The sequence below is a fragment of the Seohaeicola nanhaiensis genome (assembly GCF_042654245.1).
Taxonomy (GTDB): Bacteria; Pseudomonadota; Alphaproteobacteria; order Rhodobacterales; family Rhodobacteraceae; genus Seohaeicola_A; species Seohaeicola_A nanhaiensis.
Window position 1 is genome coordinate 50,965 of sequence record NZ_JBHSGI010000028.1, and the last position, 24,376, is coordinate 75,340.

The 24,376-nt window shown below is 59.9% G+C and carries 21 protein-coding genes and 3 pseudogenes; 13 read left to right on the plus strand and 11 right to left on the minus strand.

Features of this window, described 5'->3' with window-relative positions; genetic code table 11:
• Nucleotides 1–179 precede the first annotated feature (179 nt).
• Complete coding sequence (locus ACFO5X_RS19130) at nucleotides 180–1,247, minus strand: hypothetical protein (protein WP_088635931.1); 1,068 nt, start codon at nucleotides 1,245–1,247, stop codon at nucleotides 180–182.
• A 301-nt stretch (nucleotides 1,248–1,548) separates the two neighbouring features.
• On the opposite strand from ACFO5X_RS19130, the gene ACFO5X_RS19135 reads away from it, so the two are divergent.
• The 4 genes from ACFO5X_RS19135 to repC all read left to right on the plus strand — a co-directional run bounded on the left by ACFO5X_RS19135 (nucleotide 1,549) and on the right by repC (nucleotide 7,168).
• Nucleotides 1,549–1,779, plus strand: coding sequence for a hypothetical protein (locus ACFO5X_RS19135; protein WP_380719928.1), 231 nt, complete (start codon nucleotides 1,549–1,551; stop codon nucleotides 1,777–1,779).
• A 1,637-nt stretch (nucleotides 1,780–3,416) separates the two neighbouring features.
• Entirely contained in the window at nucleotides 3,417–4,628 is a 1,212-nt protein-coding gene (gene repA / locus ACFO5X_RS19140) for a plasmid partitioning protein RepA (RefSeq protein WP_380719929.1), read from the plus strand.
• Between the two features lie 103 nt (nucleotides 4,629–4,731).
• Nucleotides 4,732–5,727, plus strand: coding sequence for a plasmid partitioning protein RepB (repB, locus tag ACFO5X_RS19145; RefSeq protein ID WP_380719931.1), 996 nt, complete (start codon nucleotides 4,732–4,734; stop codon nucleotides 5,725–5,727).
• Between the two features lie 160 nt (nucleotides 5,728–5,887).
• Nucleotides 5,888–7,168 carry a plasmid replication protein RepC gene (gene repC / locus ACFO5X_RS19150; RefSeq protein ID WP_380719933.1) on the plus strand — a complete coding sequence of 427 codons (1,281 nt, stop codon included), beginning with the start codon at nucleotides 5,888–5,890 and terminating at the stop codon, nucleotides 7,166–7,168.
• Between the two features lie 12 nt (nucleotides 7,169–7,180).
• Here repC and ACFO5X_RS19155 read toward each other — a convergent pair whose 3' ends face one another.
• Nucleotides 7,181–8,278 (minus strand): tyrosine-type recombinase/integrase, encoded by a 1,098-nt coding sequence (locus ACFO5X_RS19155; RefSeq protein ID WP_380719935.1) that lies wholly within the window; start codon nucleotides 8,276–8,278, stop codon nucleotides 7,181–7,183.
• Nucleotides 8,279–8,435: 157 nt separating this feature from the next.
• Between ACFO5X_RS19155 and ACFO5X_RS19160 the strand changes: the two are divergent.
• Nucleotides 8,436–8,961: pseudogene (locus ACFO5X_RS19160) on the plus strand (DUF1403 family protein); the annotation flags it as partial.
• Nucleotides 8,953–9,210 (plus strand): annotated as a pseudogene (locus ACFO5X_RS19165) (SMC-Scp complex subunit ScpB); the annotation flags it as partial. The pseudogenes ACFO5X_RS19160 and ACFO5X_RS19165, both read left to right, overlap by 9 nt.
• Nucleotides 9,211–9,222: 12 nt before the next feature.
• On the opposite strand, the gene tnpC reads toward ACFO5X_RS19165, so the two are convergent.
• The 3 genes from tnpC to tnpA form a co-directional block, all read right to left on the minus strand.
• Complete coding sequence (gene tnpC, locus ACFO5X_RS19170; protein ID WP_380719937.1) at nucleotides 9,223–10,788, minus strand: IS66 family transposase; 1,566 nt, start codon at nucleotides 10,786–10,788, stop codon at nucleotides 9,223–9,225.
• A gap of 68 nt (nucleotides 10,789–10,856) precedes the next feature.
• On the minus strand, nucleotides 10,857–11,210 hold the full coding sequence (gene tnpB, locus ACFO5X_RS19175; protein WP_380719939.1) for an IS66 family insertion sequence element accessory protein TnpB: 354 nt from the start codon (nucleotides 11,208–11,210) through the stop codon (nucleotides 10,857–10,859).
• Entirely contained in the window at nucleotides 11,207–11,644 is a 438-nt protein-coding gene (gene tnpA, locus ACFO5X_RS19180; protein WP_189683190.1) for an IS66-like element accessory protein TnpA, read from the minus strand. Before tnpA ends, tnpB begins: the two co-directional genes overlap by 4 nt.
• 87 nt (nucleotides 11,645–11,731) lie before the next feature.
• Here tnpA and scpB point away from each other — a divergent pair.
• A pseudogene (gene scpB / locus ACFO5X_RS19185) lies at nucleotides 11,732–12,088 on the plus strand (SMC-Scp complex subunit ScpB); the annotation flags it as partial.
• A 37-nt stretch (nucleotides 12,089–12,125) separates the two neighbouring features.
• On the opposite strand, the gene ACFO5X_RS19190 reads toward scpB, so the two are convergent.
• Nucleotides 12,126–13,067, minus strand: coding sequence for an ImmA/IrrE family metallo-endopeptidase (locus ACFO5X_RS19190; protein WP_152467642.1), 942 nt, complete (start codon nucleotides 13,065–13,067; stop codon nucleotides 12,126–12,128).
• A 1,029-nt stretch (nucleotides 13,068–14,096) separates the two neighbouring features.
• On the opposite strand from ACFO5X_RS19190, the gene ACFO5X_RS19195 reads away from it, so the two are divergent.
• The 5 genes from ACFO5X_RS19195 (at nucleotide 14,097) to ACFO5X_RS19215 (ending at nucleotide 19,256) form a co-directional block, all read left to right on the plus strand.
• On the plus strand, nucleotides 14,097–14,312 hold the full coding sequence (locus tag ACFO5X_RS19195) for a hypothetical protein (protein WP_380719942.1): 216 nt from the start codon (nucleotides 14,097–14,099) through the stop codon (nucleotides 14,310–14,312).
• A gap of 152 nt (nucleotides 14,313–14,464) precedes the next feature.
• Nucleotides 14,465–14,779: a type II toxin-antitoxin system TacA family antitoxin gene (locus ACFO5X_RS19200; protein WP_380719945.1), complete on the plus strand. Its 315-nt coding sequence runs from the start codon at nucleotides 14,465–14,467 to the stop codon at nucleotides 14,777–14,779.
• The gene (locus tag ACFO5X_RS19205) at nucleotides 14,769–15,317 is read left to right on the plus strand and encodes a GNAT family N-acetyltransferase (RefSeq protein ID WP_380719947.1); all 549 of its coding nucleotides are present in this window, start codon (nucleotides 14,769–14,771) and stop codon (nucleotides 15,315–15,317) included. Before ACFO5X_RS19200 ends, ACFO5X_RS19205 begins: the two co-directional genes overlap by 11 nt.
• 85 nt (nucleotides 15,318–15,402) lie before the next feature.
• Nucleotides 15,403–17,370, plus strand: a complete 1,968-nt coding sequence (locus tag ACFO5X_RS19210; protein WP_380719950.1) for an ATP-dependent nuclease — start codon at nucleotides 15,403–15,405, stop codon at nucleotides 17,368–17,370.
• A gap of 2 nt (nucleotides 17,371–17,372) precedes the next feature.
• Nucleotides 17,373–19,256, plus strand: a complete 1,884-nt coding sequence (locus ACFO5X_RS19215; protein ID WP_380719952.1) for a UvrD-helicase domain-containing protein — start codon at nucleotides 17,373–17,375, stop codon at nucleotides 19,254–19,256.
• 57 nt (nucleotides 19,257–19,313) lie between these two features.
• Here ACFO5X_RS19215 and ACFO5X_RS19220 read toward each other — a convergent pair whose 3' ends face one another.
• From ACFO5X_RS19220 to ACFO5X_RS19240, 5 genes are all read right to left on the minus strand, one after another.
• Nucleotides 19,314–19,895 carry a Fic/DOC family protein gene (locus ACFO5X_RS19220; protein ID WP_380719954.1) on the minus strand — a complete coding sequence of 194 codons (582 nt, stop codon included), beginning with the start codon at nucleotides 19,893–19,895 and terminating at the stop codon, nucleotides 19,314–19,316.
• The gene (locus ACFO5X_RS19225; protein WP_380719957.1) at nucleotides 19,892–20,110 is read right to left on the minus strand and encodes a hypothetical protein; all 219 of its coding nucleotides are present in this window, start codon (nucleotides 20,108–20,110) and stop codon (nucleotides 19,892–19,894) included. The genes ACFO5X_RS19220 and ACFO5X_RS19225 overlap by 4 nt, the downstream gene beginning before the upstream one ends.
• Nucleotides 20,111–20,456: 346 nt before the next feature.
• Nucleotides 20,457–21,221 carry an ABC transporter ATP-binding protein gene (locus ACFO5X_RS19230; RefSeq protein ID WP_380719959.1) on the minus strand — a complete coding sequence of 255 codons (765 nt, stop codon included), beginning with the start codon at nucleotides 21,219–21,221 and terminating at the stop codon, nucleotides 20,457–20,459.
• Nucleotides 21,215–22,282 carry a FecCD family ABC transporter permease gene (locus ACFO5X_RS19235; protein ID WP_380719961.1) on the minus strand — a complete coding sequence of 356 codons (1,068 nt, stop codon included), beginning with the start codon at nucleotides 22,280–22,282 and terminating at the stop codon, nucleotides 21,215–21,217. The genes ACFO5X_RS19230 and ACFO5X_RS19235 overlap by 7 nt, the downstream gene beginning before the upstream one ends.
• 58 nt (nucleotides 22,283–22,340) lie before the next feature.
• A complete protein-coding gene (locus ACFO5X_RS19240; RefSeq protein WP_380719963.1) occupies nucleotides 22,341–23,477 on the minus strand; it encodes an ABC transporter substrate-binding protein in 1,137 nt (378 codons plus the stop codon).
• Nucleotides 23,478–23,600: 123 nt separating this feature from the next.
• On the opposite strand from ACFO5X_RS19240, the gene ACFO5X_RS19245 reads away from it, so the two are divergent.
• Nucleotides 23,601–24,362 carry a class I SAM-dependent methyltransferase gene (locus ACFO5X_RS19245; protein ID WP_380719965.1) on the plus strand — a complete coding sequence of 254 codons (762 nt, stop codon included), beginning with the start codon at nucleotides 23,601–23,603 and terminating at the stop codon, nucleotides 24,360–24,362.
• Nucleotides 24,363–24,376: the final 14 nt, after the last annotated feature.

Genomic DNA, 24,376 nt, shown 5'->3' on the forward strand with positions numbered 1-24,376 from the left:
CAACCTTCACCCACTGGAGCTTCAAGCGATCAATTGTCACAAAAACGTGAGACGAATGGCTAACGAACGCTTTGGGCTGGAAAAGCCTTGTCGCATTCGAACGGAAAGTGGCTTAAACGATCATCTGGGGCGGCACTAAAGCGTGCCAGGTCAAGCCGGTGTCAGCCTCGACAAATGACCTATATTAGGTCAGCTTTCCACATGCGATACCTCCCGTGCCCCGTCACCTCGCGGATCAAACCGCTTGCCTCCATCCATGCGAGATTGCGCTGAACGGCGGCGCGGCTGGCTCCGGTCATGGCCTCAGCCATCGGGGCGGAGACCAAGGGCCATTCCGTGAAAACCTTTCGCAAGGCAACCGGCGTGCGGCCAGATAATTGCGCCATGACGTTTTCTGCCCGCCCGATCCACACTTCAATATCATCAAGTGTTCGCATCGCCGTTAGAATTGCGCTGTTCATCCCATCCAACCAGCGGGCCAAACGCTCGGGTGGCAAGCCCGAAACGCGCAGCCCCCCGGCCCCGGCCATAGCGAGCGGCGCGAAGATGGCACCGCTTCCATCGCTGGTCGCGATCCTGGACGCGGTGACGGCAGCTTCGATCTGGTCGCCGTGGCGTCCGAGGCCCGCCAAGCTCCACAGGTGATACCCCATGCACGCCCGCGTGATCGGGTGGAGACCCTTTGCGGCTGCCATGACGTCCAGCCACCCACCCGCGCGATCCTCGAAACGCTCAGCGCTGTCTTCAATGTTCTCGGGATCGCGGCGATCCAGGAAGGCGGCCAAGTCAGCTTTCGGTCCAGGACCGCCTGTTAGGCGCCGAACAGCCCATCCAACTCTTGCCAGTGCATTTGGGTCATCCTGTGCACCTGACAGCCGCATCGATATCCAGAGCGCCAGACGATCAGAACTCACCCGATCCCCTGCGAACCAGCTGAGATCCGCTGCCTCGATAAGAGCGAGGCGATGCCGCCAGCCTTCCGGGCCACGCAGCAGCCGGTCATCCAGAGCTCCCAGGCGTCCAGCCACTCTTGCCAGTCGCGCAGCGTGAACGCCTTCTGCTTTTGCCCAGTCTTCGACGACAGCAGTGTCGGGCGGTTCCGCCCGTGGCCCTGGAGGCAAATCATCCGGTTCTTCTTCAAGTGACCTAGGTAGAAACCAGAGATCGTCTTCGTGAGCCTCTTCATCCTCCTCGATGGTGATAAGGAGGTCGCCGTAATCATCAGTCAAAGAAGAGGCTTGCGTCATCTTGTGTGCAAAATACTGATTTTTTGCACATTGCCCAGGCGTTTTCGTGGCCGCTGCCTGCGCCATTTATATAGTACGCGCGCGCGACTGCAGGTGAAACCTCTCAGATCGCTTTCAGCGCAAGGAAACCAAAGGTTTTTGGACGAGCACGACGAGAGAGCACCTACTTGCATTTGGTTACAAACGGTCAATTGACGACGTGATCCGCCGTTGCAGAGAGCTAGTCAAAGCGACGCCCAAGTGCTGGGCTTGAATGGACCGAGACAGTGTCTGATGTGTCCGGCCCTCAAGGTCCCTGACCATGGCCAAGACCACAAACCAATCGAAATCCACTACTGCGAAGAAGAGCGAAACCGCCAGATCGGTCGCGCCTGACGGCGCTGCCGGCATCCGGATGATCCCGCTCGACCAGCTAGAGACGAGCCAGTTGAAAGTCCGTAAAGTGGCCGTGAACGCCAAGGACGAAGCCGAGCTTTTCGCCGGCAATCGTGAGACTGGCCTCAAGCAGGGCCCGGTGGTCCATGCGTTATAGAAGACGCATCTTGTTGTCGATGCCGGCGGAAGTCAGCTCAAGACTTTGAAACAGTTCCCAAAGAACGACGTGCTTCCGGCAGATGTGCGACGGTCAGCTAGGGGACCTGATCGACATGTTGCATGAACGGCTTGGGTCGGTCACGTTAAAGGACGCCCTCACAATGGCTCAGTCCGTTTTCGGCGACGCCCCCTGCCCTACCGCACCTCGCGAATCCCGCTGGTCCGTTCTTCCGAACGCGGCATACTTGAAGGCATCGTGCGGGCGCGGACGCTCGTCGCCGCGGGCAAACCGGTGCTTGGCAGTTTGCCTACCACCAATTGCAATGGCGCGGGATCACGTGGCTTGGTTCGGCTACTTCGCTATCACATGTGGGTTTTTCTGCAGCACAGCGAGGACGATCCTGATCCGCCGCAATGGGCCCCTGCCCCGCTGGCGATGATCACCGACAATCGTGGCCAGGTGGCTGGATGCGCGCACCTTTCTAGACCCGTCCACCGGCAGTTTGGCCGCGATCAAGATCCCCAAACGGATCCTCGGGCAGGCTCACGGACATGCTATCTGTTTCTAGTCCGGCAAACTGCGTCCCGATCCCATCTTAGGCGAAGGTCTCAAGAGCGCCCCCTCGATCGGGAAAGCTCTGTCGGAGTTTGCGCTCGCCTCCTGTCTGACCGCCAGTGAACTTCGCCCCTGCCCCTGCCCCTGCCCCTGCCCCGGCCCGCCGAAGTCGAACTCGCACGGCGGCGTATTCGAGACCACCATCGGCCTCCTCACGGGCAGTTAGCTGTAGGCGATCTCATGAGATGCTCTGGTCCTTGATTACTAACTGTATCAAAATTACGAGCGCTGACTTCGAGAGCTCCAAGGGGAAAGGCTTCATCTCGACCCTGACCTTCGGCCCCGACATCACAGATGATCCCGTCGCGAGTTCGAACCCGATGGCCCCCACGTACCGCGGCCTCGGCCGCTCAGCGCGCGGCATTCTGATCGCATGCGGCAGCATGTTGAAGATGTAGAACAAGGAGACCGGCGCCGACTAATATACGCTCACCATCCGCGACCAGGGCTTCAACGCCATCCTCGGCAAGGCCGCAAACCAGGAAGATCTATCCTGGGAGCCTGTTATCCCCTGGGGCCCCAAAGACGACGTGTGACGCAAAGAATCGGTTGGGGTAACCCGGCCAATTCCCACTGTCTTCCTTCGCATTGCCTGCATGTTGGAGTGCAGTTATGGGTGCGTTTGGTGGAAGCAACTGATCGCTGATTGGGCGCAAGGCGACGCTGGCGCAATCCGTTGTAGGGTAGACATGCTCGTGGCCCTCCTAGCGCTCTGAGGCTTCGATCCTCTTGCACTTTGACAGCCGTGCAGTCGAGAAAAATAAAATAATAACAGAAGGTTGCGCTGGAAGTGACGTGAGGCGCACGTTGACTGCGCATCTGAGAATTTGACAGCTTTCCCCAGATATTGGGTGACGACCTTCCACGATCGCTACAACTTGCCGAGACATCTAGGCTTGCTGGCGGATTGAGTAGGATCGAACCGCCTGTTGAAAATCGTTGTTAAGACTCGTTTTTCCGTGTAGATGACACTTTAATGAGCGAAATCGCTGAAAAAGCGATATTTAGAGGACAGGCGGATGCGAGAACGGTCTTTTGTGGCTGATACGAAGGATCAACCCTTCGACGAGATCATCCTACAGCAGGGAGAGTTGATTTCCGACCGCCTCAATATGTTGCGGCAGGAACAGTATCCTCCGGACGCCCAAAAAGGTCTACGCCAGTTTTCATTGGCTGAGGTTGCCTACTATCTCGGCGTGACCCAGTCGACCATCAAGAAGCTTCATCTCGAAGGCAAAGGTCCTGAACCTGAAACATCGTCTTCTGGGAGGCGCAGCTACTCGGCCGAGCAGATGCTCGAACTGAGAGCTTACCTCGACAAGCATGGTCGTCCCGGAAAGCGCCGTTATGTCCCCTATCGACAGCCTGGCGAAGAATTGCACGTTGTGTCTGTCGTGAACTTCAAAGGGGGCTCGGGGAAGACCACTACCGCCGCCCATCTCGCGCAGCACTTGGCGTTGAAAGGGCATCGCGTTCTTGCGATCGACTTGGACCCTCAAGCCTCGCTCACAGCTTTGCACGGAATTCAGCCTGAACTCGATGACGTGCCTTCGCTCTACGAGACTCTTCGGTATGACGAGGAACGCAAGCCGATCTCTGAAGTGATCCGGCCAACAAACTTCCCAAACCTAGATATCGTTCCGGCAAGTCTCGAACTGCAAGAGTACGAGTACGATACGCCAGTTGCCTTGACGAGCAGCGACCCCCATGAGGGGCGCACCTTCTTCACTCGGATATCCAAGACGCTCAGCGAGGTTGATGACCGCTATGATGTGGTCGTAATCGATTGCCCTCCTCAGTTGGGCTACCTGACGCTCACCGCTTTAACGGCATCATCGTCAGTGATTGTGACGGTCCATCCTCAGATGCTGGACGTCATGTCGATGAGCCAGTTTCTCCTGATGCTGGGCGGGATCATGAAGACGATCCGTGATGCTGGAGCTGACATGCGTCTGAAGTGGTTCCGTTACCTCGTAACGCGTTTTGAACCAACGGACGGTCCCCAAAAGCAGATGGTCGGGTTCCTCCAGGCGATGTTCCCAAATCAGATGTTGTCGGCTCCTGTGCTGAAATCAACAGCGATCTCCGACGCTGGGATTACCAAGCAGACGCTCTACGAAGTTGAACGGTCTCAGTTTGTGCGGACTACTTACGACCGTGCGGTGACGTCTTTGAATGATGTGAATGACGAAATCGCCGAACTGATCCACAAGGCTTGGGGGCGAGAATGACTGTGGTTTTGACAGCCGTGCAGAACGCCAGTTTTGACAGCCGTGCAACTTTCGAAATGCGCGCCGCGCGTCGGTTGGATTCTGCCGAAAGGGAGATGGCTTGATGGCTCGCAAAGACCTCCTGAAGAGCGTTATGGCCGGCTCGCCGGAACAGCCCAAGGATTCCGGTCGCTCTGGATACGCAATGCGCGGTGCTTCGAAATCGATGAAGGTCTCGATTGATAGCCTTGCGGAGAACTCGAAGCGTCTCCTTGAAGGCGAAACCATTGTCGAGATCGATCCGGAATTAATCGATGTGTCATTCCTTTCGGATCGGCTTAGCGATGACGATGTTGCTTTCGACGAACTGAAAGCATCGATCGCAGCGGGTCGCCAGGACACACCAGTATTGCTTCGACCGCATCCGGAAGCGGATGGCCGCTATATGATTGTCTTCGGGCATCGCCGTGTGCGAGTTGCATCGGCGCTCGGCCGTAAGGTCCGCGCAGTTGTAAAACCAATGGACGATGTTGCTCACATTCTTGCTCAAGGGCAGGAAAACACTGCGCGCGCAGATCTCTCTTTTATTGAGAAGGCCCTGTTTGCGAAGAGCCTCTTGGATATGGGGCAAGCGAAGGACGTGATCCAGTCCGCCCTTACCATCGATGCGACGTTGCTTTCACGGATGCTGTCGGTGGCGCAGAACGTTCCGCGGCACGTCATCGAACAGATTGGTCCGGCCAAGCAGATTGGGCGTGATCGCTGGGAAGATTTCAAGAAGTTGGCTTCGGAGCCATCGAATGACAAGATCCTCAAGGAAGCTTTGGAGTTCGACGGGTTTCAGAACCTCGACAGTGATGCTCGCTTTGAGTTCCTGCACAGCAAGCTGGCAGAAGCGGGCAGGGCGCCGCAGCGCCGAAAAACGCGTGCCACACCCAAGAAACGAACCTGGACCGCCGGCAAAGGCCGCATCAAGGGCGTCATCGGTCGTTCCGGAAAGGCATTTAGCATTTCGCTTACGGCACAAGATTCAACCGAGTTCGGGGACTTTCTCTCGGGTCGGCTTGATCAGCTGTACAGCGAATTCCTCGCGACGAAAGAGGAGCAGTCAGAACAATGATCTAGGCAAAAGAAAAGCCCCCAAGCAGCGTGGCCTGAGAGCTAATCTGAAAAGTTTGGTCGCTTAGAAGATATCTCTCCCGCGAATCACTGTCAACAAGAACGCCACCGCGGCGAACGGCTTTCTTTTGCCTCCACATAACTGGAGGTGAGAAACAGGCATGAAACATACAGGTTGGCGCAAGCCGACACCGGGTCTTGGCATTGCAGAGCAGCTTGCCCAAGCCGGTGAACAGGTAGCTGTACCCAAAACTCGGGCGTTCGTGGCCGTGAAGCGGGTAGGAGCCTACATTGGCCTCAAGGCCGGAGACATGATGCTCCTCGACACGCTTGGGGCCTTTACTCAGGCGCAGGACTGGGAGGAAGGGCAGCGCCCGATCGTCTGGGCGTCCAACGCCTATCTGATGGAGCAGACCGGGTTCTCGCTTTCTGCGCTCAAGCGCCATGCACGGCGTCTGGCCGAGATCGGCGTGATCTCTTTCCAGGACAGCCCCAACGGCAAGCGCTGGGGCCGCAGGGATGCCGAGGGGCGCATCGTCGAGGCCTATGGCTTTGATTTGTCGCCGCTGTCGGCGCGTGTCGAGGAGTTCGAGGAGCTTCATGCCGATTTGCAGGCCGAGCGCGAGCTCTGTCAGCGCCTGAAGCGCCAGATCACGGTTGCACGCCGTATGATCCGCGCTCGGATCGAGGCGGCCGTCAGCAGCGCGCTGCGCGGCCCCTGGACGCAATTCACGGGTCTCTTCGAGGAGCTTCTGGACCGGCTTCCTCGCCGCCATGAAGCCTCCGAGCAGCTTGCTCGACTGCTCACCTGGTTCAAGGAGCTTCAGGAGCGCGTCGAGGCGGCCTATCTCAAGGCAACTGAGGTCATCCGACCTGTGGAAAACACGTTGGAAACCAAGGATCAAGTTTCTGAGAAGACTCAAGAAATGAACTCCAGGGAGGTCATTTCTGACCCTCATATACTAATTACAAACCAACTTGATCCTGTAACTCGTAATTCCTCAGAAAATGAGGAAGTCGCGGCCGTGGTCCCCAATGCTCAGCCCGAAGATCAGGTTGATAGGGAGCTGGAAGAGTGGGTTGCCGAGGTGCGTAAGAAGCGCGCGGCGCTGGATCTGCCCACTGTCATGCAGGCCTGTCCCGAATTCGCGTCCTGGGCCCGCAATATGGGCGGGTTCCTGAAAGATTGGGGCGATTTGCACCGGGTTGCCGGGCAGCTCAGGCCGATGATCGGGGTGTCCGAGCATGCCTGGAACTTGGCGCAGGACCGATTGGGCAAACAGGTGGCGACAGCGGCGCTGGCGCTTGTTTTCGAGAAGCATTGCGCGGGCGAAGTGTCCTCGCCGGGCGGCTATCTGCGAGGCATGGTCGAGAAGGCCGGGGCAGGGGAGCTGCATCTCGAGCGCAGCTTCTATGGCAGGCTCAGCGGACAGGCGGCATGATGAGGCAGGAGGTCAGAGTCCGGCGGCCTTCGTCAGGTTCACGCGGAACCGGTCGCGGCGGCGCTGGTAGCGGCGGGTCATCTCGGCCGAGGCATGCCCCAGCTGCTTCTGAACGTAGCGCTCATCGACTTCGGCGGAGCTGGCGAGACCGGCACGCAGCGAATGGCCGGAGAACAGCGCCAGGCGTTCCTTTTCGGGCAGCTCGGAACGGATGCCGGCGTCCAGGACTGTGCGCTTGATCAGACGCGCGACGTGCTTGTCGTTGAGCCTCGTTTCGGATGCCTTTTTGCCATCGCGCGAGGTGCCGACGAAGACCGGACCGAAGTCGATCTTCGCGAAGTGCAGCCATTGCTCCAGCGCATGTACAGGGCAGGTCTGATCCTTCGAGCCGCGCCCAACCTCAATCTCGCGCCAGCCGGTCTTGGCATTGAGCGTCAGCAGGGCGCCCTTGTCGAAGATCTCGATCCAACCGCCGGAGTCTGGGGTGTCGTCCTTGCCCACATCGAGGCTGACAATTTCCGAGCGGCGCAGACCTCCGGCATAGCCGAGCAGCAAGATTGCCCGATCCCGCAGTCCGCGCAGGTCGAAGGGAAGGGTGGCCACCATCGCGAGGATTTCTTCTGCCAGGATCGCTTCCTTCTGCACCGGCGGACGCGCATGCCTGCGCTTGATCCCCGCCAGCACCGTGGCGATGTGCCGGTTCTTGCGATCGAGGGTGAATCCCCGCTGCGTGAAGTTCCAGGCGAGGCCCGACAGGCGGCGGTCTATGGTCGAAACGGAGAGGGCAGGGGAGGGGCCCGACCCGGACGCCAGGTCGGCGAGATAAAGCCCGATCATCTCGGGTGACGGTGGCAGCGGCTCGGTGCCTTTCATCCGGCACCAGCGCGCGAAATGCGCCCAGTCATTGGCATAGGCGCGTCGCGTGTTGTCCGAGGCTGCGGCGCGGGCATAGTCTCGGGCCGTGTTCACCAGACGATCGAGCGTCCCGGACCCCGCGACATGGGAAGGCAGGGCGATGTCATCGCTTTCCTCTTGATCTCTCTCGTCGACGCGAGCATCATTCGGCTCATCAGAGGGCGTTGACGTCGATTTCTCGGTCTCTGAGGGCATCTTACCAGTGAATCCGGCGGTGAACTTGAACTGTTTTTCAGCATAGTTTTTTGTGTCCGATAATGCAAACTTATTGGACATCGATAAGACCAGCACAGCGGGGCGGTTATTGCGATATTTTCTCGCATTAAGCGCCGCGCACGTCTAGGCTTTGGGCATGACATTTGCCCGACCGGACCACCCCATCGACCCAGATACACTACCCCGGATCCCTGCCTGGGTCACCTCCGCACGGGCTGAAACCATTGAAGATGTTGCGTTTTTGTCGGGTGCCGCGCTGAACCACCTGCATGTTGTGTTAGGAAGCGCGGAGGTGACCCACGCCTTGTTGCGGGACCGGCTCGCGCTGCGCGCAGCAGAGGCCTGTGTCGCGTTTTCCGGACGATCGGAGCGGGCAAGGGAGCTGCGCGATGCGGTGCATCTGTTGCGGCCCGGCGATTTGCCCCAGCCCAGCCGGCGAAACCTGCCTCGCCTGGCGGCGTGCGGTGGAACTGCCGGTGTCGATCAAGGCGCTTGGTCGAGTCTTGCCGGCCTTCGAGCCGGGCCAGATCGGGACGTGGCTCGATGCCGGGAAAGGGGTGCCCGTGACTCGGGCCGCGATGGTGTTGGAGGCGGTGCGGCAGGCCTATGACCTCGCGCGTCGGGTGACGCACCTGAAGGCGATCGCTCCGAAGCTGCGGGCGGATCGCTCTGACCCTGAACTGGATCGCGAGTTGGCCGACCTGCCGCCCGAGCTGCGCTGGCGGGAATGGATGCGCCGGATTGAGGCGGTCCTGTTTGCCTCTGCCCCGCCGGTCCCGTGCGACGACCTGGCGCGCGTGGTGGGGCAGAGCGCCTCGGTCGATCTGCTGGTCGAGGACCTTGCCGCCGATCTGGAGGGGCGGGCCTTCGAGATCGCGCAGATCGCCGGCGGTTGGATATTCCGTAAGCGCCTCGGCGGTCCCCTACGCGGCGCGGCTTGACGCGGTTCGGAAGTTCCAAGGCATAAGGTCGTCGATGCGGCTCTTGGGGTGTCCGTCGAGCAATGCGCGCAAAGTGGCGGTCAGATAGCTGACCGGATCGGCGCCACACATCTTGCAATTGGCAATCAGGCTGGCGAGCAGTGCCCAGTTCTCCGCGCCGACCTCGTGCCCGGCGAAGAGGGCGTTTTTTCTTGTCAGAGCGATCTTCCTGATCTGGTTCTCGACCGGGTTGGTGTCCAATTCCAAGCGACCGTCTTCCAGGAACCGCGTCAGGCCTGGCCAGCGCGCCAGCGTATAGCGGATGTCCTCGGCCAGCTTCGATGATCGCGGAATGCGCGACAGCTGTGCCTCGAGCCAGGGGCGGAAGGCCCCGATGATCGGTGCGGACAACGCGCGCCGGGCGGCAAGCCGGGCGTCGGGGGCCTGGCCGCGCACGGATTTCTCGACGGCATAGAGCTCGGCGATCTGGCGCAGGGCCTCCTCGGCAATCGGCGAGCCGTCCTTTTCCAGCCGTTTGACGAAGCGCCGACGAGCGTGGGTCCAGCAATGGACAAGCGTCCATGGACCCTCAGGCCGGTCCACCCTGGTGAGCTTGTCATAGGCTTCATAGCCGTCGCATTGCACGAAGTGCCCGCGATAGTCTTCGAGGAAGCGGAGCGCATGCACTGCGCCGCGGCCGGGCGCGTAGTGGATCATCACGACCGGCGGACCGACGCCGCCATAGCCCCGGTCATCGGCCACAATGGCCCAGAAGTAGCCAGTCTTGGTCTTTCGCCGTCCGGGATCGAGCACCGGCGCACGGGTTTCGTCCATGAACACCCGATCCGCGCCTTTCAGCCGCTCCTTCAGGTGATCGGCGATCGGACGCAGGTGGAAACAGGCACGCCCCACCCAGTTGCCGAGCGTCGCCCGGTCCAATGTGAGCCCCTGCCGGGTGTAGATTTCTGCCTGGCGATAGAACGGAAGGTGGTCGCCGAACTTGGCCACCATGACCTGCGCGATCAAAGCCTCGGTCGGCAGACCGCCGGGCACCACATGTTCCGGCGCATGCGCCTGAACCACCGCACCGGAACAGCGCCGGCAGGCGTATTTCGGACGGCGGGTCACCAGCACGCGAAGCTGGGCCGGCACCACGTCCAGCCGCTCGGAGACATCCTCGCCGATCCTGGCCATCTCGCCGCACCCGCAGGGGCACAACGTGCTCTGCGGCTCGATGATCCGCTCGACACGGGGCAGATGCTTCGGGAGGTGCCCGCGGTTCCGGTGCGGCGTGCCGCTTTCGACACGGCCTTGTCCCTTCAGTGCGCGCCGCGCTTTCTCCTGCGCCGCTTCCAGCACGCCCTGCGCGAGTTCCACATCCTCGAGCGGCAGGTTGAACTGTTCCTGATCAAGCTTTTCGGATTTCCGCCCGAACTTTTCCCGTCGCAATTCGCTGACGATGCTCTCCAGCCGTTTCTGGGCCTCGACCGCATCCGCCAGCGCCGCCTCGGTCTCGGCGAGGCGAGCCTTCAGGCGTGCGTTTTCTTCGGCCAGGGCGGTATTCGACATGACCCGGACCAAGCACATGGGTGAAGTCGCCACCACCGACAAAACGATACTGAGTCACTCAGCCGCAGCTATCCCGCCAGTTCCGGTCGCCGCACGCGCTCGGGCCGCACAAGCCGCCAGTCGAGCCCCTCGAACAGCGCCGAGAATTGGGCGGGCGACATCTTCATCACGCCGTCCCGCGCCTTGGGCCAGACAAACTTCGCGCCCTCCAGGCGCTTGTGAACCAGGACGATGCCGGTCTGGTCCCAGACTAGGACCTTGATGCGGTCGGCCCGCTTGGCGCGGAACACAAAGGCCGCCCCGCTGAACGGATCGAGGCCCATCGTTTCCTGAACCAGCAGGGCCAGGCCGTCTATGCCCTTCCGGAAATCCGTCGGGCGCGTGGCCACGTAGACGCGCAACCCGCCGGTCGGCGAGATCATCGCGAGGCCGCCCGGATCGCGCGGATCATCCGGGTCAAGTGCGCTTCGTCGATGTCCGACGCCACCCGCAGGGTCACGCCATCGACCACCATCTCGATCCTGCCGGACCTGACCGCGCCGCCGCTCCGCTTCGGGCTGGGTGTGGGACCCGCCGGCTTCGCCTCAACGACAAGCGCCGCGAACATCGGGGCGTCAGCCGTCTCGGCGGGCAAAGCCAGCGCGCCAGCCATCAGCTTCTTGCGCCAATCGTAGACCTGCCAGCGGGTCACCGCGTGCCGCCGCGCGACGTCGGCGACCTTCGCTCCGGGCATCATGCTTTCCGCCGCGATCCGCGCCCGCTCCGCCTCGCTTCGAAACCGTCGGCCTGACCGGCCCTCGAGAACCTCGATCCTGCCCGCGTAGCCACCCGTCGAGCCGTCCAAAGAGACGTCCATTTTGCCGTCCTATCCTGTCTCACCTCGACAGCAGGACTCGCACAGCCAGCTTCAACGCGGCAGGAGGGGATCGGCGTGGCGCTTACGATATTCCGCACGCGTGCTACCTACGCCCCCGCGATCCGGGCCGCGGCGGATGTCGGGGACCAGTTGCTGGACCTGAGCGAGTTCGACTTCGCGGTCCTGGCAGCCATCGCCTATCACCAGCCGATTACGCGCGATGGGCTGAAGGATATCTTCGGCAAGGAGATCAGCCGCGACCTGATCGGCCGGCTGCATGCGCGCGACTTGATCGGGACCGGGCTAAGGTCGCCTCGGCGCGGCGCTCCCTATACCTTCGTCACCACCGAGCAGTTCCTTGTTGCCTTCGGGTTGGAGAGCCTTCGCGATCTTCCCGATCGGGAGCAGTTGGTGGATGCGGGATTATCCCACATGAGCAAGTAGCGATTGATGCTGTTTCGGATGAAGAGTTGGTTGAACTCTAGTCGCTTAGTTCAACACCCTTGTTCTTGTAGATGCGCCAAAGCCCCAGACGCTTGATGCGATACTCGACAAGTTCAGGGGAGGTGCCAAACCATGCCGCAATCTCAGCGGCAGACTTTCCCGCGGTGACCTGGGATCTCACCTCGACCTCCGGGAGCATGGTTGCTGAAGCGAGGTAGAACGCATCGTGCTCTTCAGTACTATCGTAAGTCCGACCGAACGCGTCGGCGACTTTTGCAATCCGGGTCAGCTTGTGACCAAGGAGGATATGCCAACACTCTTCAAGATATGTAACTTTCTGACGTTCCGGTGTGTGGCTGTCGTTCCTCAGGATTGCCCACCTATCCTCTGTAATGTCGAGAGGAACGCTCATGGCTGACCATTCGCGACCGCCTGCTCCGAGCAAGAACTTAGCGCACTCGGCACCAAGGCCGTGAACATCGGAGACGGTGTAAACATCCACGCCATCAATTCGAATGTTCAGCGCGTCGAGGGGCGCATCTAAGGCAACCTCCAAGTCGTCCCGCAGTCCATTCGCCATTTCTTCCATTTCGGATTTGGACAGTGCGACTGACCCGGCCAACTCAGAGTCGGTTTCGGCGAAGTCCTCGCTGACAGGGAACGCGTTGCTGTTGTTTCGTACGAGTTGTTGTGCCGCCTGCAAGAGGCAGTGTACCGTTTTTGACTGGACGTTCTTCGCTGCGCGGAAGTGAACCAATGCCACACTGTCGAAGGTTAGACCAGCATCTTGGGCATCCGGACCGAGCCACTCGATAATCCGAATCGTTGAATTGTTGTCGGGTTCACCCTCGCCGCGCTCAATCCGAGCCAGCGAGGAAAAGCTGATACCGACGCGCTCAGATAGAGCCCTGATGCTAAGCCCTTCAGATTCGCGCTTTTTCTTCAGCGCTTTGATCAAAGCCTGCTTGTCTGTTTTCATAAGTTAATGCCGTGCTAATGGCACGCCTTGACACGGCGCGCAGTCCTCCCGTAGTGTGCTTTTAACACAGAGTCGCACAACATCAAGTGTCCGGGCCTCGGTCCGAAGGCTTTGGAAAAAGGCGGTAGGAATGAGGAAGAGCATCGAGGACGACCTGAAAGCCATCGGCTTAGGCCTCGACGCCGGCATTCTGCCGACGGTGTTCAATCGGGGGGTCATCCGGCCCGACAACTCCTCGATTGTCTTGAAACCTTCGGGCCAGGAGAAAGCCGATGCACGGCACCAATCGACACGATCCGCAACCAGACCGTGGGAACGGCCCGCCAGATGGCAAGGGACGACCGGACAATCCCGGTCGCCCGCTTCCGGAGCACCGTTCGTCCAGTCAGGACTACGGTCTCGCTATGCGGACGGCATAGGGGAATGCCGGGACGCGTACCCGGGTCTCCTCGCGTTTCCTCAAGAAAGGCAGATGTGGCTCTTCGCTGAGAGCGATCTGATCGAAGGCCTAGGTAGAAGAGTCGCATTTGCCATTCAACTTCCCTACACCACCAGCAGGCCGGTTCGAGCCTGGGGCTTTTGGACCACGGCTGTCAGCAAGACTTGGATCGGGCCGAGGCATACGAATTTTCCCGATGGCTCGATTTGCGCATTCGAGCCACGAGACAAGACATGGCTTCCCGGCGGTTCGGTGACCGGACTGCTCGACCTATATAGCCTCTGGGCCGTGCGGCATCTCTACCTCGAGAAATACGGAAAATGGCCCGGCCGGCAATCTGTGCCGATTGCAGCTGAGAGACTGCTCGAACTCGGCGACGATGAGTTTTGCGGATGTGAACATCCATTCGGGAATTACGCCCAGTGCTGTCGGTCATCTGACCAGAAGAACACCTCCGGCTCTGAGCTACTGGATTTTGCAATGAAGACCCGCAGGCCTCCAGCGGAGGTTCTTCGGTTTGTTTGGAACCCAACCAGCCCTCCGCCTCGGAGGGACCCAATAACACGCCAGACTTGAGAAGGAGAATTCAGATGGCAGGCAAAGGCAACGGCGGGAGCTATCGCAGCGCGAAATCGGGGCGGTATGTGACAAAGGCTTATGGGAAGTCACATCCGCGCACCACGTTGAAAGAAGCGCCTGGCAAGAGCGGTTCTACCGGTGGCAGCTACCGGAGCGCAATTTCCGGGCGCTTCGTGATGGCAAAGCATGGCAAGGCGAACCCGGGTACGACCGTTCGAGAAAAGTGAGTTTACCGCTCGCCCAGAGAACGTGTTAGCCAGGCTTTGTCTTGACGTACGGAAATTCGCCGTACACTTGACATGTACGACGATATGCCGTACATAGCTACGTGTGAGCGGCGCCTTGCCGCTTGACGTCGTTTCGGATCAAGGAGGCAACCATGTTGGCGTTTGAGGATAGCACTATCGCTGTCGACGAGCCCAAGAGCGCTCGGCTGGAAGCGCGTACACAACCTTCGGTGAAGGATGCGATCAGTCGCGCAGCAACCTTGAGCGGTGTTGAGGTAAGCTCCTTTGTTGTGAGCGCTGCATACAAGGCCGCGCAGACGACGATTGAAGCTCACAAGTTGACGGCGTTGGAGAGCGAGGCGGATCGTGCCGCGTTCTTTGGCGCACTTGAGAACCCGCCGAAGCCGAATAATCGGCTGAAGCAGGCTTTTGCATTGCGCGAGACACTGATCGCGAATGCCGACTGACGCCGCCGTAGACACCAAGTTCACAATCGAGCCGTTCGAAGCCAAGAGCCAGGATCGAACGGCTTTTTCCTGTGGTGTTCCTCAAATCGACAATTACTTGAAGCTGACGGCCAAGAAGGGGTCGAAGGCTGATGTCGTCCGAATCTGGGTCGTGCTCGACGAAGACCGAAGCACCCTTGGGTTCTACGGAATCAACATGCACGCCGTCGTCGCGGAAGACATGCCGGAAGAATTGGCAAAGAAGGCGCCTAGGCACGGCATGCTGCCAGCCGCATTCATTTCTATGATAGGCGTCGATCAAACGATGCAGGGAAAGGGCTTGGGCAGCGCGCTGCTTGCTGATGCGCTCAGCCGAATTGGGCGCGTCTCGGACGAGATAGGGACCTGTGCTGTCCTTCTCGATGTGTTCGACTGCGGAAACCCCGGAACGGTGGCACGCCGAAAAGCATACTACGAGTCCTTCGGGTTTATTCCTTTGCCAGATCAGCCTTTGCGCCTTTTCATGCCGATACAAACCGTGCGGACATTGTCGGGCTAAAAGTTCACGGCATGAAGCCGCGATCTTATTTCGCAGTCATATCGGAACGGCGATAAGGAATCCCGTAGGGGAAGGATTAAACTACGTGTTTATTGAAAGACTCACTCTAACGAATTTTCGTTGCTACGGACCAGTTGAGACAAGCGTTGATCTGGGCCCTGGTCTCACTGCTTTTGTCGGCATCAATGGCGCAGGAAAGACTGCCATGATGCAGGCCCTGCAGCGCCTCTTTGGAGTGACGAACGATCAAAGACGACTGCGGCGTGAGGATTTTCACATCCCTACCTCCGAATTGGTCGTGCCGGCTCAGAGGAACCTCGTTCTCGAGGCAATTATTGCCTTCCCAGAGCTAGATGCTGACGGCGGCGATGGCGTGGCAATTCCGGAATTCTTTCACCAGATGGCCGCTGATGAAGCCGGAAAGTTAAAATGCCGCCTTCGACTTGAAGCGACATGGACCGATGATGGTACGCTCGATGGTGCAGTTGAACAGAAATATTGGGCGATCAGAACTTTCGGCGCGTTCACTGACGCTGACTGCATTGATCTGAAGGCAACCGACAGGGCGCGGATCCAAATGCTTTACGTGCCGGCGACGCGAGACGGCGCATCGCAGGTGACGGCATTTTTGCGGGGAAGGTTGTGGCGTGCTATTAACTGGTCGCAAGGGGTACGCGACGCATTCACGAACACCGGCGCAACCTTGAACGGCGCATTTGGGGTGGAGCCGGCCGTTGATGTCATTGCCGCCGCGGTGACTCGGCGGTGGCATGAAGTGCACACTGCGGGAACCGATACTACGCCGGTCTTCCGCCCGCTTGATCTCCGCTTTGAGCAATTCATCCGTAAGGTTGAAGTGGTCCTCCGCCCGGACGAGGCCGGACGGGAGCGAGCTCTTGATGACTTGAGCGACGGACAAAGGTCACTCTTTCACCTTGCTATGACCGCTGCGGCTCTGGATGTGGAAGCCGGTATCGCCGCAGCTCCTGAGGGCGCCGGGTTTCAGGCTGGCGGCGTTCCCCTGCCGGCGCTCACCCTCATCGCGATTGAAGAGCCTGAAAACAATCTTGCTCCCTTCTATCTCTCCCGCATCGTTCGTCAGGTAAAAGACCTGACGAAATCGACACAGGCGCAGGCCGTGGTATCCAGTCATTCTCCGAGCATCCTTGCCCGCGTCGACCCTACCGAGGTTCGACATTTTCGCCTTGATCCTCTTGATCGCACGGCTCACATCCGTCCGATTAAGCTGCCGACTGACGAGGAAGAGGCGTCGAAGTTCATTCGTGAAGCGGTCAGGACCTACCCCGAACTTTATTTTGCGCGCTTCGTCGTGCTTGGGGAAGGAGCATCCGAAGAAGTCGTTCTCCCGCGCCTCGCCGATGCAATGGGTCTCGACATTGATCGTTCCTTCGTCTCGGTTGTTCCATTGGGCGGGCGCCATGTGAACCATCTCTGGCGACTGCTGACCGACCTCGACATTCCATACGCGACGCTGCTGGATCTTGATTGGGGCCGAGCTGGTGGTGGATGGGGACGTATTAAGACTGCATGTACTCAGTTGCTCGCAAATAACGTCGCACCGCAGGACATTTTTGGAAAGCATCTTGACCCAAAGGGACCAGATGCCAACCTCGCGGCTTTCGATGCGTGGGCGGTCGAGGACACTGAGAATATCAATAACTGGATGAATTGGCTGCGCCAATTCAACGTCTTCTTCTGCACGCCCCTCGACCTCGATTATTCGATGCTGAAGGCCCTACCGCTCGCCTACCAGATTGTTGAGCCAGGTCGCAATGGGCCTTCGCCTGCAGGTGAGCCTCGCACGGCGGTGCTCGGCGACGACGGTTTGCCTCATCTCTATGCCACCGACCAGGATGTCTTGATGCGCTGGTATCGCTACTTGTTCTTGGGCCGCGGAAAGCCGAGCACCCACGTTCGGGTTCTGAGTGGACAAGATCCAGCTGCTCTCGCGGCCGCCGCTCCTGAAGAGTTGCGCGCGCTCCTTACCTCGATTGCAGCTCGGCTTGCCCCGCCACCTCCCCCCGCAGCCTGACCATGCGCCTTATTCGACCAGAAGACTGGCGCCCCAGTGGCATTGATGATCTCGAACCAGAGGCATGGAATGCCTTGCGTCACGAAGGCTCGGCTTGCGTCGTCGCTGGTCCTGGCGCTGGCAAGACCGAATTTCTGGCACAACGCGCCGACTATCTGCTTGAGACGGGCCTCTGCCGCGCACCGCATCGCGTGCTGGCGATTTCCTTCAAAACAGATGCGGCTAACAATCTCGCGGCGCGTGTCCGCCAAAGGTGCCCACCAGAGTTTGCCAACCGGTTCGTGTCGGTCACTTTTGATGCTTTCACCAAGAGTCTGGTGGATCGCTTTCTCAACGCTATCCCGGCGGACTGGCGCCCGACCCGGCCTTATGAAATCGCCTTTCCAAAGCACAAGGCGATTGAGGGCTTCCTCACCACCGCCCGACTCCATGCACCGCCAGAATGGCATTCGGAAATCGCTGGCTATGGCCCAAGCAACTTTGAACCCAAGGTCGTTGGTAGTTATCGCCTGCCAATGGGGCCCATCGCGCCTCAAAATGCCGCTGAATTCGCCGTCGCCCGCTGGTGGGCAGCGCAATTAAGGCCTGGGCAAACCTCTTCGCTCACATTCGTTGGCATCAATCGGCTCGCGGAGCTGCTGCTCCGTGCCAATCCCTACATCCGTCGGGCACTTGTCGCCACATATCCCTTCGTGTTTGTCGATGAATTCCAAGACACCACCTACGCGCAATACGACTTTCTGTTGTCGGCCTTCCATGGTGGACAGACTGTCGTCACTGGCGTCGGTGACGACAAGCAGCGGATCATGGTCTTCGCTGGCGCACGCCATGACGCTTTTCAGCGGTTGCAGACCGATTTCGGAGGCGCCCGCTTTCCCCTCCTCTTTAACTTCCGTTCCTCGCCCGACTTGGTCGCTATCCAGTACGTTGTCGCGCGCGCGCTGGATCCGGATGCTGCACCAACGGTCGCTCAAACTGTCTGCCAAGTCGATGGCGACGTGGCTCAGGTTTGGACCAGCCAGACCAAGGAGGCGGAAGCTGCCCACCTGGCTCAATGGATCGCCAACGATATGGTCTCACGCGGCCGAGCGCCGCGCGACTACGCCCTCCTCGTGAAGCAGAAATCCGATGAATACGAGCAAGAAGTCGCGGGAGCTTTTGCGGCTCATGGCCTGCAGATCCGCAATGAGAGCCATGCACTTGGGAAAACCTCTCTTCAGGATTTGCTTTCCGACGAGTTGACCCGCCTTGCGATCTCTATCTTTCGGCTTGGCGCGACCCGCCGTGCACCGGCTGCTTGGCAACTGGTCGCGACGTCTGTCTTGGCACTACGTGCCGTTGGAAACCATGAAGACGCGCGCGCAACCAGAGTCGAGGCTGAACTCACCGCATTTCTCGCTACATTGCGCACCGACATGGCGGCAACTGCCCCATCGAAGCAAAGCGCCCTCGACTTCATCACACGGATATTCGACTACCTGGACCTCGATGCGATCTCTCGCACGTATCCAGAGTATGGCGTTGGCGATCTGCTCAAGATCATACTTGAAGCGTTTTGTATTCATTTATTTGCATCTGTCGACGGTGCGCCGAATTGGACTGCATGCTTGGACGCGTTCGAGGGGGTCAATCAGATCCCGATGATGACAGTCCATAAGAGCAAGGGGCTCGAATTCGACACGATAATTTTCTTGGGCCTCGACGACCGAGCCTGGTGGGCCCATACCCCCGGCGACCCCGAAGGCGTTGCCGCTTTTTTTGTCGCCCTGTCCCGTGCGAAGCAACGCGCTATATTCGCTTTTTGCCAACAACGCGGCCAACGAAACAACGTCGCTGAGCTCTACCAACTCCTCACGGCAGCCGGAGTGCCAGAGATCGCGATATGATGGACACAGAGGTTGTTCAAATATGCGCCGTGCCTTTGATGCCAGCGCTGGCCGCTGTCAGTCTGCCATCTTAATGATTGCGTCCACAAGTGGGCTTTCGTCCCCTGCAAAGCTCGCTATCATTGCCTGCATGAACTCTTCTTCATCAATATTATCCTCGATCATCTCAAGCCCCGCGACCTGCATGAGGATATCGAGTAAAGTAAGTTGGCAACGCCCATTCCCCTCTCGGAACGGATGGACGGCGTTTATTTCGGCGATGTAGTGGGCGGCACGTAGGGCGAAGTCCTGCAAACTGGTCGTGTCGGCTAGGTGGTTCTCTTCGCTGAGTTCGCGAAAAACCCGGTTCATCTCGGTGTCGATGTACTCTGGATAGCAAAACCAATTTCCGCCCTTGGCTGTGCGAATTTGTCGGGGCTGTCCGGCCCAGCTGTAGACGTCTTGGAAGAAATGGTGGTGGATCGCCCGGTAGTGAGCATAGTCGAGCGCGCCTTCCGGCAAAGGCTCTTCGGACCTGGTCAGGAACATAAGTTGCTCGAATTGATCAAGTTCATCTTGATCTTTCAGGTCTGCCTTGTTTCGAAGAACGCCAGTGCCGGGATAACAGAGTGGATCTTCGGAGACGTCGTACCGGCTCATTTTCCTTTTTTCGTCGTAAAGGAGCCGGTAATCGCCGAACGAAGTGCATCGCCTGTGAGCCCGCGATCAGAATAAGACTTGAGTGTCATGGCCGATTTTGAACTGGTCGTAACACCCTCAACCTTGGCAAACTTCGCGGCCTTGCCCTTGCCCAGCGGCTTGGTCGTGAAGCGTCCTGTGGTCGCTGATCTTTTGAGTGCGGTGTTCTTGTTCATGGCATCAACTTATCACGCTCTGAATTGATTGTGTATGAAGATTCCGTCCGGGATCATGCCCGTTGCTTCAGGGATTGCAGGGTCGCGAGATCTGTGTTGAGGTGGTTCGTTCGGGTCGGTCGGGAGCGGAAAGCCTACGGCAAAACCGCTCAAGATAGTGGCCCCACCTTATCTTTTCTCAGACCCAACAATAATTGCGGTACCAGAGTGCGGCATCCGAAGGTTGAAGCAGGTTCATCCGGACCTTGCGTGAATATGCACTGCCTTTGGCCACGACTGATTTGTCGGATAGAATCCAATCCGCATCGCACGGCTTCGGGATGCCTGGCTCGGTGGGGGCCGGGAATTATTCTGCGGCAGCTTGGCCGACGGGTCCGTCGACGATCATCACGGGGCATCCCCGCGAACACCTTTCAACGCGGCTGTCGATACCGTAAAGGCGGCGGATCAGGGCAGGTGTCAGCACTTCGAGCGTTGGTCCCGAGGCGAGGATCCGTCCTTCGCCCAGGGCCAACGTGGCAGTGCAGCAGCGCATCACCTGGTTGATTTCGTGCAGGGCCAGGACCATCACGGCGCCGGTTTCCTCGGAATAAAGCCGAAGGGTCTCGAGCACTTCGTATTGGCGATTAAGGTCGAGCGCCGAGGTCGGTTCGTCCATCAACACGATCTTCGGACGGCTCACCAGCGTCTGGGAGATTGACACCGCTTGCCGTTGCCCGCCCGACAGCTCGTGCAATTGCTGGTCGGCAAGGTGAGTGATGTTGAAGCGGACGAGAATTCCGTCCACGGCGCGCAGTTCTTCGGCCGACAGACGCCAGCCGCCGTTGCCCTGCTTCAGCGCCAGAATGATCGACTCGTAAACTGTCAGCGCCGCGTTCATGCCGGTGTCCTGTGGCATGTAGCGCATCTCGTGGCGGGCAACGCCGTGAAGCTGGATGCGGCCGGCGCCGCGCAGATGCCCGGCGATGCGGCGGAACAGAGTGGACTTGCCGGCGGCATTCGCACCCACGAGCGCCGTCAACCCGCCACCTTGCAGCTCAGCCGAAGCGCCCGACAGGATTTCGCGCCGTCCATACCGCGCGCCGATGTTGTCCAGGCTCAGGCTCACCATGACTTGCGGCCCTTGGTGAGGATGAGTGCAGCGAAGAAGGGAACGCCGACCAATGCGGTGATGATCCCGATCGGCAGGACGGCGCCAGGCAGGATCGCCTTGGACAGCACCGAGGTCGCCGACAGGATCACGGCTCCCGACAGCATCGCGCCAGGCAGGAAGAAACGCTGATCTTCGCCCAGCAAGAGTCGGGCGACATGCGGCCCAACGATGCCGATGAACCCGATCGTGCCGACGAAGGATACCGGAACCGCTGCCAGGACCGAGACCAGCACCAATGCCTCGAGGCGGAGCCGTTTCACCGGCACGCCCATGGCCGAGGCACGGACCTCGCCCAAGCGGATCGCCGTCAGGGCCCAGGCACGGCGGGCGAAGAGCGGCGTGCATATCGCGAGGATGACGGCGGTTATGGCGACCTTGCCCCAGGTCGCCTTGGTCAGGCTGCCCATGGTCCAGAAGACCACCGCCGAAAGCGCCTGTTCGGAGGCGAAGTATTGCAGCAGCGCAAGCGCCGCGTTGAACGAAAAGACCAGTGCGATCCCCAGCAGCACGATGGTTTCCACCGTCACCCCGCGCAGGGTGCTCAACCCGAAGATCAGCAGCGACGCGGCCATCGCCATGGCAAAGGCGTTGATTGGTACCATCAGCGTGATCGCTGCCGGAAACAGGGCCACGCCCAGAACCATGGCCAGCGCCGCCCCGAAACTCGCCGCCGCCGACAGGCCCAGCGTGAAGGGGCTCGCCAGCGGGTTCGCCAGGACCGTCTGCATCTGCGCGCCGGCCAGAGACAGGCTTGCCCCTACCGTGATCGCCAGAAGCGCCATGGGCATGCGGATGTCCCAGACCACCACGCGCATCTGCACGTCGGCGGTTCCCGGCGCGAACAGCGTCTTCAGCACATCCCAGACCGCATAGCGCGCGGGCCCCAGCGACACGTCCATGGCCACTGAAACGACCAGCGCCGCCGTCAGGCCGGCAAGAATCGCGATCCGCCTGGCCACGAGCCCGCGATAGCTTTGCGCGCTCGCGGTTTCAGGGGCGTGAATTTCAACGCTGGTCATGGCCTCTCCGGCAGGGGAAGGCGGTCCGTCATGGCCCGCCCGGTTCTTTTGTGATCGCTCAGTTGGTCGTCGCGTCGCCCAGCGAGACCCAATAGCCGGGATGGTAGTCCACCGGCAGGAAGCGCACGTGAAGCTCCTTCAGCGTCGCTTCGGGATCGAGGTCGGGGAAAAGATCGGGGTGCAGCCAAGTCGCCAGCTTCTGAACTGCGACAATGCTGTAGGGTGAGTTGTAGAACTGGTGCCAGATGGCATGGACCTGGCCGGTCTCGACTGCCTTTACGCCGGTGAACGCGGGCCGTTCGGTCAGCGCGACCAGTTTGCGTTTCGCCTCGGTTACGTCCGACCCCGGGCCCATGCCGACCCAGGCTCCGCCGGGTACATAGGCTTCCCAATTGCCTCCGGTCACGACGATCTGGTCGGGATCCGAGGCGATGACCTGTTCGGCATTTACGGTGCCGAAGGTGCCGGGAATGAATGCGGTTCCCATGTTGGTCCCGCCGGCCAATTCCACGAAACGGCCGAAGTTGCCATCGCCGAAGGACATGCAGCAGTCTTCGGAATAGCCTCCGGCCCGCTCCACGAAGACCAGCGGACGCTGCAGGTTGGCCTGCGCCTCGATCACGTCAGTGACGCGGCCGATCTGCTCCTTGTAGAAGCTGTTGAATTCCTCGGCCTTTTCCTCTTCGCCGAAAAGCTGACCGATGAGTTCCATCGACCGCGAAGTGTTTTCGAAAGGCTTTTCGCGGAAGTCGACATAGACGATGGGAATGCCGACCTTGGCCAGTTTCTCCTCGTACCCCGCCTCTTCGGTAGCGGCCTTGGACTCGAGGTTCATGATCAGCACGTTGGGGTTCAGCGACACGGCCTGCTCGATGTCGAACGAGCCGTCCTTGAAGCCGCCGAAGGTCGGGATGCCCGCCAGTTGCGGGAACTTCTTGGCGTAAATCTCGTAGCTTTCGGGCGAAGCCTGGCGGAAGTCGTCGCGCCAGCCAACCACCCGCTCGAACGGGTTTTCCCTGTCCAGAACGGCGGCAAAGAAGATCTGTCGTCCCTCGCCGAGGATCACGCGCTCGACCGGGGTCTCGACCGTGACTTCTCGACCCGCGATGTCAGTCAGGGTTACGGGATCGGCTTGCACGAGGCTCGCTGCGAAGAGGCTCAGCGTGGAGGCGCAGAGCAGGGAACGAAAGAACATGATATTCTCCTTGGCGAGGGTCTACTGAGGCGGCGTATTATTCCTGACTACTATAGTCAATTATAAAGTTGACAAATTCCTTCAACAAAGCCAATCCGAGCCGAAAAGGCGGGAGTCCGAACCATGAGCATTAGCAACCGTGATCTGCGAGACGAGATCCGTGACTACTGGTCCGATCGCGCGGCAACGTTCGATAACGACCCTGGCCACCGCATCGACGACGGCGCGGAAATGGCTGCCTGGGAGGCACTGTTTCGGCGTCACCTCGGCGATGCCGACGGGCGCGCTCTGTTGGACCTGGCCTCGGGCACCGGCGAAATCTCGCGGCTCTGCCAGCGGCTCGGCTTCCAGGTCACGGGGCTCGACTGGGCGGAACCGATGCTGGCGCGGGCCCGTTCGAAATTGCCCGGAGTGACCTTTCTGCAAGCCGATGCCGAGCGCACGATGCTGCCTGACGCAAGAATGGACGTGATCGTGACACGGCACCTGGTCTGGACCCTTGTCGACCCCGCCGCTGCCTTTGCCGAGTGGTTCCGCGTGTTGCGGCCCGGCGGGACGTTGTTGCTGGTGGACGGCGATTTCGTGTCGCGGGGCTGGCTTGGCCGGATGCTTCAGCGTCTGGTGTTGCAGAATCCAAACGGCGCGGCGACTTCCCATGACGTCCGTCATCGCGACATTCTCGCCCGCGTACATTTCAACAACGGGGCTCGCGCAGAAGCCGTTGCCGAAATGCTTCAAGCCGCCGGTTTCGACCGGATCACCACCGACATGCGGCTGGCCCCGATCCACCGGGCGCAGGCCGCCCAACTTGGTTGGCGCAAGTCGCTCCTGCGCCGCTCGGAACACCGCTATGCCATCAGCGCGATCAAGCCGGCGATGTCCTAGCCAGCGGTTTCAAG